Source organism: Ensifer sp. Root31 (assembly GCF_001424825.1).
Lineage (GTDB): Bacteria > Pseudomonadota > Alphaproteobacteria > Rhizobiales > Rhizobiaceae > Ensifer > Ensifer canadensis.
This window is the reverse complement of record NZ_LMCO01000019.1, coordinates 45,879-59,080: the sequence shown is the minus strand read 5'-3', so window position 1 is coordinate 59,080 and position 13,202 is coordinate 45,879. Positions and strand designations below refer to the sequence as shown.

Here is a 13,202-nt window from a genome sequence, read left to right as displayed (position 1 = left end):
TCAAATCAGGGATATGACACCATGAAACTTCTTCGTTATGGCGAACCGGGGCAGGAAAAGCCTGCAATCATCGACGCGAGCGGCACGCTTCGCGATCTTTCCGGCCATGTCGCCGACTTCTCGGGAGCAGCGCTGGATCCTGCCAAGTTGGCGGAGCTGGCCAAGCTCGATCTTGCCAGCCTTCCGGCTGTGGCCGGCAGCCCGCGCCTCGGCCCTTGCGTCGCTGGCACCGGCAAATTCATCTGCATCGGCCTCAACTATTCCGACCATGCCGCCGAAACGGGTGCGACCGTTCCCTCCGAGCCGATCATCTTCATGAAGGCGACGTCGGCCATCGTCGGTCCGAACGATGACCTCGTCATTCCGCGCGGCTCCGAGAAGACCGACTGGGAAGTCGAACTCGGCGTCGTCATCGGCCGCAAGGCGAAGTATGTCAGCGAAGCCGAAGCCCTCGACTATGTCGCCGGCTATTGCACGGTCCACGACGTGTCAGAGCGCGCGTTCCAGATCGAGCGCCAGGGACAGTGGACCAAGGGCAAGTCCTGCGACACCTTCGGCCCGACCGGCCCATGGCTGGTGACGAAGGACGAGATTCCGGATCCGCAGAACCTGCCGATGTGGCTCAAGGTCAACGGCGAGACGATGCAGAACGGCTCATCCAAGACCATGGTCTATGGTGTCGCCTATCTCGTCTCCTACCTGTCGCAGTTCATGTCGCTGCAGCCGGGCGACATCATTTCGACCGGTACGCCGCCGGGCGTCGGCATGGGCATGAAGCCGCCGCGTTACCTCAAGGCCGGCGATGTCGTCGAACTCGGCATCGAAGGTCTCGGCACCCAGAAGCAGTCCGTACGCGCGGACGACTGATCTATTCTCATTGGAGCAAACATGACCCGCATCACCGATCTGCGCGTCTTCGATCTGCGCTTTCCCACATCGCAGAGCCTCGACGGTTCCGATGCCATGAACCCGGACCCTGACTATTCCGCGGCCTATGTCATCCTCGACACCGATAGCCCCGGATTGGCGGGCCATGGCCTGACGTTCACGATCGGGCGGGGCAACGACATCTGCTGCATGGCGATCAAAGCCATGCAGCATCTCGTCGTCGGCAGCGATACGGCGGAGATACTCGCCAATCCAGGCCGCTTTTGGCGACATCTGACCAGCGACAGCCAGCTGCGCTGGATCGGCCCGGAGAAGGGGGCCATTCATCTGGCCACCGGTGCCATCGTCAACGCGATCTGGGATCTGCTCGCCAAGGAAGCCAGCAAGCCCGTCTGGCAACTCGTCGCCGACATGTCGCCGGAAGAGATCGCCGACATTGTCGACTACCGCTATATGACCGATGTGCTGACCCGCGACGAAGCCGTGGCGATCCTGAAGCGTGCCGAAGCCGGCAAGGCGGAGCGTATCGCGACGCTGAAGAGCGAAGGTTACGCCTGCTATACGACGTCTGCCGGTTGGCTCGGCTATGACGACGACAAGCTTCGCCGGCTGGCGCAGCAGGCAATCGACCAGGGCTTCAATCACGTCAAGATGAAGGTCGGGCGTGATCTCGCCGACGACATCAGGCGCCTGACCATTGCACGCGAAGTCATCGGCCCGGACCGCTACCTGATGATCGATGCTAACCAGGTCTGGGAGGTCGGTGAAGCGATCGACTGGGTCAAACAACTGGCCTTTGCCAAGCCGTTCTTCATTGAGGAACCGACAAGTCCCGATGATGTCGCCGGCCACCGTAAGATCCGTGAGGCGATCGGCCCGGTGAAAGTCGCAACCGGTGAGATGTGCCAGAACCGGATCATGTTCAAGCAGTTCATCGCCGAGGGCGCGATCGACGTGGTGCAGATCGATTCCTGCCGCATGGGCGGCCTGAACGAAGTGCTGGCGGTTCTGCTGGTGGCGGCGAAGTATGAGCTTCCAGTCTGGCCGCATGCCGGCGGGGTAGGGCTCTGCGAATACGTCCAGCATCTGTCGATGATCGACTACATCGCCGTGTCTGGGACCAAGGATGGCCGGGTGATCGAGTATGTCGACCATTTGCACGAGCACTTCCTCGAGCCGTGCATCATCCACAACGCCGCCTACATGCCGCCGGAACGTCCAGGCTTTTCGATCGAGATGAAGCCGCAGTCCATCAAGGATTACACGTTCAAGGGCTAGTAGCGTCGATTATCCCTGAGAGGGTATTCATATATAAGGTGTGAATTCAAACGTGTTGCTTGAAGCCGCTGCAGGATCTCTGCGGCGGCTTTTGCTTTTTCCGCCAACGGGACGCGGAATGGCGCTCTCACCTTCGAACAGCCGCGGCACCGAGACATTCCACTTGACGCTTGTGACTCATTCGTAAATAACTTATTCATTCGCTTATGAATGAATTCCGGAGGGGAGTCCGGAACAGGAGGATCCAATGAAGAAGTTCGTGCTCGCGGCTGCCATCGCCGCTCTGTCCTATTGCGGTAGCGCCAATGCGCAGGAATACAGCCTGCGTTTTTCGACCTCGCAGGTGAATCCCAACGAGCCGATCGTCAAGGCGATGAAGACCTTCTCCGAGCGCGTCGAGAAGCGTTCTGACGGCCGAATCGCGATTACCGTGATGACCGGCGACCAGCTCGGCGCGCAGAAGAAGGTCAATGAGATGGTGATGAGCGGCGCCAGCCTGCTCAGCGCCACCGACTACGGCCAGCTCGGTCAGTTCGTGCCCGATATGTCGATCCTGGCCGGCCCCTACGTCTATCCGAGTCTTGAGGCCACGGACCGCCTGTTTGCATCGGACCTCTACAAGGAACTGTCGGGCAAGCTCGAGGCGCAGGGCATCAAGATCATCATGCCCAACGGCCTCTTCGGCTACCGCCACATCATCTCCAACAAGCCCGTCCGTACCCCGGCCGATCTTGCCGGCGTGACGATCCGCGTGCCGTCCTCGCCGATCATGATGGCGACCTTTGGCAGCTACGGCGCACGCCCGACGGAACTTCCCTGGGGCGATGTCTACAACGCGCTGCAGACCGGCGTCGTCGATGCCGCTGAAGGGCCATTCGGTTCGATCGCCGGTGCGAAGCTGAACGAGACCCGCAAGGTCGTCTCCAAGACCGGCCACCAGATCATGTTCACCGCCTGGGTCGCATCGAGCCAGTTCTTCAACGGCCTGCCGGAAGATCTGCAGAAGATCCTTCTGGAGGAGGGGCAGACGATCGCCAAGGAACTGACTGAGATGACGCTCGAAACCGACGACGCCTATGCCAAACAGCTCGCCGACTCCGGTGTCGAGATCGTTACAGACGTCGACGTTCCAGCCTTCGTCGAGGCGTCGCGCATCGCCTATGACAAGGTGCCGAACATTACTCCCGGCATCTACGACCGCGTCCAGAAGGCGATGGCCGAGTAGGCGGACACGCTCGCTCCCGCCGCCAACCCGGCGTCGGCTCGACGGTCGACGCCGGGTTGGCAGATCAGCTCACAGGGAATGTGAGACTGGTACAGCCGACCGCAAATGGGTGGCGCTATCGGCCACCCATATCCTTCTCTTCACATGACCGAGGCCGCCATGGAAACCTCACACCTTCAGGAAGAGACAATTCCTCTTCTCAGTTTTCGCCGCGCCGACGAGGCGATTGGCGTTGTCGCGCTCATCGTCATCGTCTTTTCGATCCTCTGGGGTGTCGTCAGTCGCTATATTTTCCCGCAGCCGGCTGCATGGACCTACGAACTGGCGATCATGGCCTTTGCCTATCTCGTGTTTTTCGGCGCCGTTGCCGGTGTTCGGTTGGGGACGCATGCGGCGATCGATGTGCTGGTCACGGCCTTCCCCGCAGGCTGGCAGAAGGCGATTGCCTGGTTCAATTACCTGTTGCTCGCCGTCTTCTTCCTGGTGATGACGGTGCTGTTTGCCTGGCAGGCATGGACGTCGCGCCAGGTCCACACCATCGCGCTCGACCTGTCGCGCAGCCTCTCCTATGGCCCGCTCGCCCTGGCATCCGCCGGCATGTTCGTTCAGCACCTGATCGTCGAGAGACCGTGGACCGCGCGGGTGCATCGCAATGTGGAATCGCTGATATGACCTTCTTTCATCTTGCCGGCCCGTCGCTGCTGGTCGTCGTTCTCTTCCTTTTGTCCACCCCGATCACCTGGGCGATGGCGATCGGCGCGCTGGCGTTCTTCCTCATCAACATGGACATGATTCCACTTGCCAACTTCGCCCAGGAAATGGCCGAAGGTAGCCAGTCCGTGTCGCTGCTGGCGCTGCCGCTGTTCGTACTCGCCGGCTGCATCATGAACGCCTCGGGCATCACCCGCCGGCTGCTCAACCTCGCAGACGTCCTCGTCGGCCATATGACCGGGGCACTCGCCCAGATGTGCACGGTTCTCGGCACGCTGCTTGGCGGCTTGACTGCATCCGCCAACGCCGATGCGGCGATGCTTGCCAAGACGCTGGGCGTCGAAATGTCGGAGCGGGGATACAGCCGTGCCTTCGCTGCGGTTATCACCTCATCGGCCGCCATTATCACCAGCCTGATCCCGCCGTCGATCGGTCTTATCGTCTATGGCTTCCTTGCCGAAACCTCGATCGGCCGGCTGTTTGCGGCTGGCGTCGTGCCCGGCCTTGTGCTTGCCGGCGGCCTGATGATCACCACCTACTTCATTGCCAAGAAGCGTGGCTACAAGCCGCTGCGCAAGGAGCGGGCGAGCCGTGCCGAAGCGATGAAGGCGCTGGTCGACGGTCTCTGGGCGCTGTCGATCCCGATCGTCATCTTCGCCGGAACTCGCTATGGGCTGTTCACCACCACGGAGGCTGGTGCAGTCGTCGTCGTCTACGTGCTGTTCGTGGCGGTCTTCGGTTACCGTGAGTTCACCATCCGCCAGATCCCGGAAGTGCTTGCCGAGTCGGTGCGCGATTCGGCCGTGGTCATGATCATGATCTGCGCGGCCGCGGCCTTCGGTTTCTATCTCGCCTGGGAACAGGTGCCTCAAGCGATGTCCGGCTGGCTGGGTGCAGCAACCGACAACCCGCTGTTGATGCTGTTGCTGATCAACGTGCTTCTGATCGTCATCGGTACGGCGATCGAGGGGTCGGCAGCGCTGATCATCCTCACGCCGATGCTGATCCCGATCATCGACGGCGTCGGTATCGATCGCGTGCATTTCGGCGTCGTCTTCATCACCAACCTGACCATTGCCGGCATTACGCCGCCGGTCGGTGGTCTGATGTACATCTCGTCGATGGTGCTGAAGGTTCCGATGATGGCCTATGCACGCGAAGTGCTGCCCTATCTCGCGATGATGATGGTGCTGTTGCTGATGCTCAGCATGTTCCCGCAGCTTTCGCTCTGGCTGCCGAACCTCGTTTACGGGACCACGGCAGTTCAATAGTCGATTGCCGGCCGCAATGAAGAACTGCGGCCGGCAACTGCTAGCATTTCACCCCGCCTGCGGCACCAGGTTTGCCGGTGCGCGCTGACCGATGGTCAGGACCAACAGTGCGGCGACTATGCACAGCAAGCCGGCGGCAATAAGCGCTGGCGTATAGGTCTCGAGCGACGTCCTGCTCGCGCCGGCGAGGAATGCAGCGCTCGCCGCGCCGAGCTGGTGTCCGGTAAACACCCAGCCGAAGACCAGCGCCGCCCGCTCTGCACCAAAGCGTTCCGCCGAAAGCTTCACGGTCGGCGGGACGGTCGCGACCCAGTCGAGGCCATAGAAGATGGCGAAGATCGACAGCGTGTAGATGTTGAAGCCGCTGAAGGGAAGGAACAACAGCGACAGGCCGCGAAGGCCGTAGAACCAGAAGAGCAGCCAACGATTGTCATAGCGGTCGGAGAGCCAGCCGGAAAAGACCGTACCGACGAGGTCGAATACGCCGATCAGCGCCAGGAAACCGGCCGCACCGACGGCAGCGATGCCGACATCGCCGCAGATCGACACCCAATGCATCTGGATCAGGCCATTGGTACTGAAGCCACAGACGAAGAAGGTCGCAAACAGCACCCAGAACGTGTTTGAACGGGACGCTTCCTGCAGCGCCTTCAATGGCGAAAGCAACAGGGTGCGCAGATTATGCTTCTGTGCTGGAGCCGGCACGATCGCCCGGCCGCCATAGGGCGCCAAGCCGACGTCAGCAGGCCGGTCCTGCATGAACAGGAGCACGAGGAGGAAGGCAAAGGACAGGACCGCGATGACGACGGTGAGGGCGGTGCGCCAGCCGATCGCCTCGGTGAGAGAGGCGAGGAGGGGCAGGAACACCAACTGCCCGGTGGCATTGCTGGCCGTCATCAGGCCGACAACGAGGCCGCGCCTTTTGTCGAACCAGCGCGTGGCGACGGTGGCGCCGAGCACTAGCGCGGTCATGCCCGTGCCGACGCCGAGAACGACACCCCAAAGCGCTACCATCTGCCACAACTGCGTCATGAAGAACGACGCAATGATGCCGGTAACGATGAGAACCAGCGCCGCGGAAACGACCTTCCTGACGCCGAAGTGGTTCATGAAGGCTGCCGCGAACGGCCCAAGCAGACCGAAGAGCACGAGGCGAATGGCGAGCGCAAACGATATCTCGGCAGTCGACCATCCGAACTCTGTTTCGAGTGGCTTGATCAGAACGCCCGCGGACCCCATTGCACCGGCCGTCGCCAGCATGACGAGGAATGTAACGGCCGCGACAGCCCAGCCATAATGGATGTCACGTTTGGCGAGATATCGCGCAAGCACCGGTCCGAACATCGGCCATTTCCTTCCATCGATCGATTGTGTTGATTTGACTAGAGAGCCTGCAGCAGGGCCGTCAGTTGGGCCGACGCTTCATCCCCGAGCTTGGCCTCGATTGCCGTCTGCACGCCGTCCCAGAGAGGAGCCCCGTCACGCAGGACTTGCCGCCCCTTCTCGGACAATTCGACAGCCGACTCCCTTTGATCCTGCCCGCTCACCATTACGACCAGCGCCATTTTTTCAAGGACCTTGACGTTCCGGCTGACCGTCGAACGGTCGAGTTCCGTGCGCTGGCCGAGATCCGTCAGAGAGATGGGCTCCGCCCGCTGGATGTTTCGCAGCAGACTGAACTGCGCGAGATTGACGCCAATAGGCGCAAGCGCGTCGTCATAGAGCGACGTCACTCGTCTCGAGGCTTTGCGCAGGAGGATGCAATAACAATAGGACATATTGCGTGTATATACACGCAATATTCTGGCGTCAAGCCCTGCGTGCGATGGCACATCCAAGGGTGCGGCAACGGCCGGTCAACCAGACAATCACCCGATGAATCGTGACCGCCCTGTCAAGGATTGCGCAGCCCGACCGGCTGCGGCTAAGACCTCGTCTTGAAAAGAGCCCTTTGAGCGGGCAGGGCGAAGCCGACCCCTTCACCAGAGACAATCAGCAAACGCATTGGAGCCGGATCATGAGAACCGCCTTGCAACGGAAGATATTGGAAGTTTGCGATCGGAAGATCGCTGAAAAGGGACCCGGGGTGGGCCTCTCGTTCTATGCCTTCTTTGCCAACAAAAACGAAGACCCAGAGCTTTTGATGGAGGCGGCCGAATGGTGGATCAGGACCCATCGGCTCGACCATTTCGAGAAAGCCGTGAAGATCCGCGCGATGGTCGCCGCTTTGGGCGAGCAGACGCCGATCCGATAAACGCGAACCGCGGGCGTTCTTTCGAGCACCCGCGGCTTAGCTGATTGTCACTGAAATGGATTGGCTGCCCTCTTGGGCAGCCTCCGGGCGTATCGCCTCGTCTTGACGGAGGTCGCTTTGCCGAGACTTACTCGGCCGGTATCGCCTCCCCGCGCGTCTTGACCAGGCTCCAGATCACGCCGCTTGCGATGATCGCAAAGGTGATGCCAAGCGACAGCGCCGCCGGGAATTTCTCCAGGCCCAGCAGATCGGCAACGAAGATCTTCGAACCGATGAAGATCAGAACCACGGCCAGAGCCGGCTTCAGATAGCGGAAGCGGTGGATCATCGCTGCCAGTGCGAAGTAGAGCGCCCGCAGGCCGAGAATGGCGAAGATGTTGGACGTATAGACCAGGAACGGATCGGTGGTGATGGCGAAGATCGCCGGTACCGAATCGACGGCGAAGATAACGTCAGCCACCTCGATAAGCACGAGGGCCATGAACAGCGGCGTGATGAACCAGATCAGCTTGCCGCTCTTCGGATCTGCCCGCTTGACGAAGAAATGTTCGCCGTGATGGGTCTCCGTTACATTGAAACGGTTCCGCATGAAGCGCACCAACGCGTTGTTGGAGATGTCGGGCTCGGCTTCTTTCATGAACAGCATCTTCAAGCCGGTAACGACGAGGAAGGCAGCGAAGATGTAGAGTAGCCACGAGAATTCAGCGACAAGCGTCGCACCGACGCCGATCATGATGGCGCGCAGGACGATGACGCCGAGGATGCCTCAAAAAAGCACCCGATGCTGGTAGAGACGCGGGACGGCAAAGAATGAGAAAATGAGGGCGATGACGAACACGTTGTCGAGCGCGAGCGTCTTTTCGACGACGAAGCCGGTCATGTAGGCAAGGCCGGCGTCGGCGCCCAGATACCACCAGACCCAGCCGCCGAAAGCGAGGCCAAGCGAGATGTAGAGCGCTGAGAGCTTGATGCTCTCGCCGACCTCGATTTCCTTGTTTTCGTTGTGCAGCACGCCAAGGTCGAAGGACAGGATAGCGATGACCAGCGTGATGAAGCTGAGCCACATCCAGATTGGCTTACCCAGCCAATCGATAAACAAAAGGGAAGTATCCACGGAATAGAGCTCCGCCGGCGCAGATGTCGGATAAGGTCCGACATCGCAAGAGCGCCGGAAGCTCTCGCCAGAGGGGCCCGGACCAGCGGGTTGTCCGGCAGATGGGAGGGCGCTGGCTGGCCTTCAAGTGTCTGACACTGCTTTTTTGGTACACGCGTCGACGGGATCCTCCGACATCACCAGTCACTCCGCCATCATCGACCACATCCAATTTTTGAGGCGTTTGACGCAGGTGCCATGGAGCGCATTCGCAAACGGCACCCCTCACATTGGTTGCGGTATCCGGAGGCGATCCGAAGGCGCATTTTTCGACGGTGTCAAACCGATCAGCGGTTTAGAGGGGTGTTTTGCCGCAAGGCATCCCGACGCGAACGGGCGCCACAGCAATCCTTGAATTTTATGCCGGAGCCGCAAGGGCAGGGATCATTGCTGCGACGTTGCAATCGGCCGATCAATGGCAACATGACTGCGGATGGCAGCCACGCTGCGGCAAACGCCGCAAGTTTGGCGGAGATTCCCGGCACGACGAGACGCCGCCCCGACTTGAACCCGCGCCAAGCGCGCTCGGCGACATAGTCGGCATCAAGCTTCGGCAGGACCTTGAAAAGCGGCACGCGATCGGCGCCGGATCGCTGCAGGAATTCGGTCGATACCGGACCGGGAGCAACGCATGTCACCGTGACGCCGGTACGGCGTAATTCCTGGTGAAGGGCCTCGGAAAAGGAGCGCACGTAGCTCTTGCTTGCGTAGTAAAGCGCCATGTTAGGGCCGGGCATGAAGCCGGCAATGGAGCCGAGGTTGAGGACGCCGCCGCGACCGCGCGCCACCATCCCCGGCAGGAAATGAAGAGACAAGTCGGTAAGCGCGCGGATGTTGAGGTCGATGATCCCCAACTGATCTTGGACGGGGAGTGTTGTTGCCGCCCCCCGCAAACCGTAGCCGGCGCTGTTGACGAGGACGTCGCAGCAAAGGTTGTTTGCCGTGAGGAAATCCTCCAGGCGCGCCGCCGTATCGGCCGAAAACAGGTCGAGGTCCAGCACGAATGCTTCGCCGCCGGCCTCTCCAATCTCGCTCGCCACTGCGACCAGATCTTTGTGGGATCTCGCGACAAGTACGACGGGTGCTTTTTCTCGCGCGGCAACTTTGGCGATCGCCCGACCAATACCGCGCGAGGCTCCAATGACCACGACCGCCGGTCGCAATTCGGCCTGTACCATCATGTGGTCTTCCGCGACAGCAAGGGCGTGTGAACGGCTTCGTCTTGAGAAAGACCCAACACTTCCTGGGCAACATCACCGTTCAGGATCGCTTCGAAGCGTTCCAGCGCGCGCGCGACATTGGCACCATCCATGACCCTGTGATCGTAGTGGATGCGTACGGTGACCGTGCCGTCCGCGGCGATGGGGCCGTAATTGAAGAGGGTGGTGAGGGGGGTCAGGGGATTGAGCGATTCCGCCCCGAGGCCCGAATAGACCGACAGTTGGAAGGTGCCGAAGTAGTGGGCGCGCCGCGAGCCGAGATTGAGCGCCAGCCACATGAGCAGCCAACGGAATGGGCCCGGCATGCGGGCAATCTTCAGCGCGCGCCGAAACTCCTTTATCTCCGCCACCGGGCGCGACCGCGCCGCATCGATCAGGGCGGCCAGTTCAGGGATCGGGAGGCGCTCCGGAGACTTGATCTTGCTGAGCAGGACCACCCGCTCGCCGTCATGCTCGCGTTCATGCGCAATGGACGCTACGCTTTCCGGGTATTCATAAAGCTGAGGTCGGGGGAGCTTGACGTATGCACGCCGGAACTCCGGCGTCTCCCGACAAAGAAGCGCGTATCCCTTCAAGAACAGCGCGGTCCAAGACGGCCTGCTGGTCTGGGCGATTCTCGCCCTTTGCAGCGGGTCGAGGTTCATTTGCCGCTGAACGGTAACGCGCGGCACCCCGATCGAAAACCGCATCAGGTCACAGACAAGGCGCCGTGGCACCGAAAGCTTGATGGCTCGGCCTCGCATCATGTCACCTTTAATAGAGATACGGGACGATTCGCTTGGTCCGCTGCATGTAGTCACGGTACTGCGGCCCGAAAATCTCCAGCATCATACGCTCTTCCTTGTCCACCCTTAGAAAAAAAAGCACCGCGAACCCGAGCAGGCCCGCCAGCCCTGCCACCCAATTGGAAAGCAGAAAGGCCTGACCGAGACCCATCAGCATGAAGGACGTATACATCGGGTGGCGAACAAAGGCGTACGGTCCGCCGGAGATCAGCTCGTGCTTGTCACGAATCTCCAACGTGATCGACCAGTTCCGACCTAGCTCCTTATGTGTCCGGCGAAAAACCCACAGGGCAAAGAAAAAAATGACTGCGCCTAGCACGATGGCCCACGCACGGGCCGAATAGTCGGCGGCCCCCGGCATTCCGGTGGCAACGTAGAAAGCTGGGATGATCGCCAGGCCAAGGAGGCCGGACGCAAGCCCGAACATGTCAACCGGCGAGCGGCGGGTGCTGACGACCTGCACGCGCTTTGCCCGGCGTTCGAACGGCACACGAATAAAGTACCAGGCGATGATGCCGACTACCCACACGATTTTGCCCAGAGCGGCGATCGATATGATCACTTCAAGTCACCGAAGCCTTTCTGCGATATACGATCGATTGGGCGCGAAACGCCGGACCGATCGCCTTTAGCCCGCGTTCATCTGCCGGAGTTTTGTAACGAACTGCTGCGGCCTTAGCCAGATGCTGGGCGTCTGATATCCCATGGAACGTGCGATATCTGCGACGAACGCATTGCAGTTGTACACCGACGCCTGCCAGAATCGCGATTTGGCTTTAAGTTTCCTGATATTGGCAACGGTCTTGTTGTACTCCGCTTCGGTCAGCATCACGCGCCAGCTTGCCGACCTGTATGCCTCCTCAAGGTCGCCGTCGCTGGCACCGGTTTCGGCCGGTACGGGCAAAAAGTGACCGAGGACATAGGGAGTTGCGCTGGTACTGGCCGGTGCAAGACCCGCGACTTCGGGATCAATCATCGCACCAGCCTGATCCGTGCGCCCGAAAATCACATAGGTATGGCCGTAGCTTAGGGCGTATCGGGATCTGAATTCGATAAAGTAACCGGCTTCCCGGGCTACGCCTGCGCTCACGGCAGGTGCGCCACTGGTACTCGAGACAAAACGCGGTTCGGGTTTTTTATCAGTTGATTCGCAGGCAGCCGTCGCAAACGCGAGCATTGCCACGAGTGTTAGTCGGCCAATCATATGCGGCATCACTGTGGAATATCTCCTGAACTCCGATGAGCACAGCCCGGCAGACATTGCAGCCTTACGGCCGGCCCGACCGGTTGGGATGACGTGGGGAGGGCACTTGCCCTCCCCACCCATCAGAAGTTCAAGTTATTTATAGACCGGTGCCGGTTCGGCGGACTCGACCGGCGGCGGGGCTTTACCCTTGCCTTTACCGATAGTATCGCAGCCACTCAGGCCGACGACGGAAAGCAAGGTAACAATCATGATTAGATTTCTGCTCATCAAGAAGTCCTCTCCTCTATGCGGAATGGGAATCAAAGGCAACGCTTATATTAATAGGGCGTTCTTCGCTCTCGCCTAGTGCAAAAAGAACACAATTTGCATCGCTGAGCATAAAAGCTTGATCAGATGACCAGAACCTTGGCCCCAACGGGAGTTCGGTTGTACAGATCGACGATATCCTCATTGGTCAAGCGGACGCATCCGCTCGATACTGCCTGGCCAATCGTCCAGGGCTCGTTTGTTCCATGCAGCCGGAACATGGTATCCTGCCCACCGCGATAGAGATAAAGAGCGGCTGCGCCAAGTGGATTATGGTTCCCACCGCTGACGCCTCCGGCATATTGCCGTAAATGCGGCTTGCGCTCCATCATGCTTTCGGTCGGCGTCCAGGACGGCCATTCGGCCTTGCGCCCGATTGACGCCGGGCCCTTGAGCGTGCGTCCATCTTCGCCGACAGCGACGCCGTAGCGGATGGCCCGACCACCGCCTTCAACCAGGTATAGGTAGCGTTCCGTGGTGTCGACGACGATCGTCCCAGGGGGCTCACCTCCGTCATAAGCCACATCTCGACGCCGATAGCGGGAAGACGGGCCACCTCCGAAGGCAGAAAAGATGGGCTCGCCCAATCGTTGTGCCGTTGATGTGCATCCAGATGCCGTTAAAGCCAAACTGCCGAGCAGGATCGCCCGCCGGGTAACGCGGTTACTGTTCATATCCACCTACGAGTAATCGGTGAGCACTGTTTCGTCTTTAACACTCAAGCGTTCGTTGGCCAAGTCGCTATTCTTCGCTTTTCCGAGGAGAAAACTAGTAGTGCAGGAAGAGTAAAGACCATTGCACTTCGCGTTTCGCAGGTGCAGGCTGACAAAGCACGCCACAATTTATGAAACTGCTTGCAGCTTGCGTCCGTCCCTGGTCGATTGGGCTCTTGAATAAGGATACA

14 protein-coding genes and 1 pseudogene are annotated in these 13,202 nt (G+C 60.1%); 6 read left to right on the top strand and 9 right to left on the bottom strand.

The window, feature by feature from the left end; all coding sequences use genetic code 11:
• The first annotated feature begins 21 nt into the window (after positions 1-21).
• From ASD00_RS18480 to ASD00_RS18460, 5 genes are all read left to right on the top strand, one after another.
• Positions 22-867: a fumarylacetoacetate hydrolase family protein gene (locus ASD00_RS18480; RefSeq protein ID WP_057208024.1), complete on the top strand. Its 846-nt coding sequence runs from the start codon at positions 22-24 to the stop codon at positions 865-867.
• 21 nt (positions 868-888) lie between these two features.
• Complete coding sequence (locus tag ASD00_RS18475; protein ID WP_057208023.1) at positions 889-2,166, top strand: L-fuconate dehydratase; 1,278 nt, start codon at positions 889-891, stop codon at positions 2,164-2,166.
• 247 nt (positions 2,167-2,413) lie between these two features.
• Complete coding sequence (locus ASD00_RS18470; protein ID WP_025428748.1) at positions 2,414-3,391, top strand: C4-dicarboxylate TRAP transporter substrate-binding protein; 978 nt, start codon at positions 2,414-2,416, stop codon at positions 3,389-3,391.
• 159 nt (positions 3,392-3,550) lie between these two features.
• Positions 3,551-4,063, top strand: coding sequence for a TRAP transporter small permease (locus tag ASD00_RS18465; protein WP_025428749.1), 513 nt, complete (start codon positions 3,551-3,553; stop codon positions 4,061-4,063).
• Positions 4,060-5,373, top strand: a complete 1,314-nt coding sequence (locus tag ASD00_RS18460) for a TRAP transporter large permease (RefSeq protein ID WP_025428750.1) — start codon at positions 4,060-4,062, stop codon at positions 5,371-5,373. Before ASD00_RS18465 ends, ASD00_RS18460 begins: the two co-directional genes overlap by 4 nt.
• A gap of 48 nt (positions 5,374-5,421) precedes the next feature.
• Here the strand turns inward: ASD00_RS18460 and ASD00_RS18455 are convergent, their stop codons facing one another.
• Positions 5,422-6,717 (bottom strand): MFS transporter, encoded by a 1,296-nt coding sequence (locus tag ASD00_RS18455; protein ID WP_025428751.1) that lies wholly within the window; start codon positions 6,715-6,717, stop codon positions 5,422-5,424.
• Positions 6,718-6,755: 38 nt separating this feature from the next.
• Positions 6,756-7,151 (bottom strand): MarR family winged helix-turn-helix transcriptional regulator, encoded by a 396-nt coding sequence (locus ASD00_RS18450; RefSeq protein ID WP_025428752.1) that lies wholly within the window; start codon positions 7,149-7,151, stop codon positions 6,756-6,758.
• Positions 7,152-7,390: 239 nt separating this feature from the next.
• Here ASD00_RS18450 and ASD00_RS18445 point away from each other — a divergent pair, with 239 nt between their 5' ends.
• Positions 7,391-7,627, top strand: a complete 237-nt coding sequence (locus tag ASD00_RS18445) for a DUF6500 family protein (RefSeq protein ID WP_057208094.1) — start codon at positions 7,391-7,393, stop codon at positions 7,625-7,627.
• A gap of 127 nt (positions 7,628-7,754) precedes the next feature.
• On the opposite strand, the pseudogene ASD00_RS18440 reads toward ASD00_RS18445, so the two are convergent.
• The 7 genes and pseudogenes from ASD00_RS18440 to ASD00_RS18410 form a co-directional block, all read right to left on the bottom strand.
• Positions 7,755-8,741: pseudogene (locus ASD00_RS18440) on the bottom strand (TerC family protein).
• Positions 8,742-9,067: 326 nt separating this feature from the next.
• Positions 9,068-9,961, bottom strand: a complete 894-nt coding sequence (locus ASD00_RS18435; protein WP_057208021.1) for an SDR family NAD(P)-dependent oxidoreductase — start codon at positions 9,959-9,961, stop codon at positions 9,068-9,070.
• A complete protein-coding gene (locus tag ASD00_RS18430; protein WP_057208092.1) occupies positions 9,958-10,743 on the bottom strand; it encodes a hypothetical protein in 786 nt (261 codons plus the stop codon). The genes ASD00_RS18435 and ASD00_RS18430 overlap by 4 nt, the downstream gene beginning before the upstream one ends.
• 10 nt (positions 10,744-10,753) lie before the next feature.
• Positions 10,754-11,341 carry a protein-S-isoprenylcysteine O-methyltransferase gene (locus ASD00_RS18425; protein ID WP_057208081.1) on the bottom strand — a complete coding sequence of 196 codons (588 nt, stop codon included), beginning with the start codon at positions 11,339-11,341 and terminating at the stop codon, positions 10,754-10,756.
• 72 nt (positions 11,342-11,413) lie between these two features.
• Complete coding sequence (locus ASD00_RS18420) at positions 11,414-11,998, bottom strand: hypothetical protein (RefSeq protein WP_057208019.1); 585 nt, start codon at positions 11,996-11,998, stop codon at positions 11,414-11,416.
• A gap of 126 nt (positions 11,999-12,124) precedes the next feature.
• Complete coding sequence (locus ASD00_RS18415; RefSeq protein WP_025428759.1) at positions 12,125-12,259, bottom strand: hypothetical protein; 135 nt, start codon at positions 12,257-12,259, stop codon at positions 12,125-12,127.
• Between the two features lie 122 nt (positions 12,260-12,381).
• Positions 12,382-12,972 (bottom strand): L,D-transpeptidase, encoded by a 591-nt coding sequence (locus tag ASD00_RS18410; protein WP_025428760.1) that lies wholly within the window; start codon positions 12,970-12,972, stop codon positions 12,382-12,384.
• Between the last annotated feature and the right edge of the window lie 230 nt (positions 12,973-13,202).

What these genes read in the sequence shown, in the direction of transcription:
- ASD00_RS18480 (WP_057208024.1), top strand. Translation starts at nt 22, where the DNA reads ATGAAACTTCTTCGTTATGGCGAACCGGGGCAGGAAAAGCCTGCAATC.
- ASD00_RS18475 (WP_057208023.1), top strand. Translation starts at nt 889, where the DNA reads ATGACCCGCATCACCGATCTGCGCGTCTTCGATCTGCGCTTTCCCACA.
- ASD00_RS18470 (WP_025428748.1), top strand. Translation starts at nt 2,414, where the DNA reads ATGAAGAAGTTCGTGCTCGCGGCTGCCATCGCCGCTCTGTCCTATTGC.
- ASD00_RS18465 (WP_025428749.1), top strand. Translation starts at nt 3,551, where the DNA reads ATGGAAACCTCACACCTTCAGGAAGAGACAATTCCTCTTCTCAGTTTT.
- ASD00_RS18460 (WP_025428750.1), top strand. Translation starts at nt 4,060, where the DNA reads ATGACCTTCTTTCATCTTGCCGGCCCGTCGCTGCTGGTCGTCGTTCTC.
- ASD00_RS18455 (WP_025428751.1), bottom strand. Translation starts at nt 6,717, where the DNA reads ATGTTCGGACCGGTGCTTGCGCGATATCTCGCCAAACGTGACATCCAT.
- ASD00_RS18450 (WP_025428752.1), bottom strand. Translation starts at nt 7,151, where the DNA reads ATGTCCTATTGTTATTGCATCCTCCTGCGCAAAGCCTCGAGACGAGTG.
- ASD00_RS18445 (WP_057208094.1), top strand. Translation starts at nt 7,391, where the DNA reads ATGAGAACCGCCTTGCAACGGAAGATATTGGAAGTTTGCGATCGGAAG.
- ASD00_RS18435 (WP_057208021.1), bottom strand. Translation starts at nt 9,961, where the DNA reads ATGATGGTACAGGCCGAATTGCGACCGGCGGTCGTGGTCATTGGAGCC.
- ASD00_RS18430 (WP_057208092.1), bottom strand. Translation starts at nt 10,743, where the DNA reads ATGCGAGGCCGAGCCATCAAGCTTTCGGTGCCACGGCGCCTTGTCTGT.
- ASD00_RS18420 (WP_057208019.1), bottom strand. Translation starts at nt 11,998, where the DNA reads ATGCCGCATATGATTGGCCGACTAACACTCGTGGCAATGCTCGCGTTT.
- ASD00_RS18415 (WP_025428759.1), bottom strand. Translation starts at nt 12,259, where the DNA reads ATGAGCAGAAATCTAATCATGATTGTTACCTTGCTTTCCGTCGTCGGC.
- ASD00_RS18410 (WP_025428760.1), bottom strand. Translation starts at nt 12,972, where the DNA reads ATGAACAGTAACCGCGTTACCCGGCGGGCGATCCTGCTCGGCAGTTTG.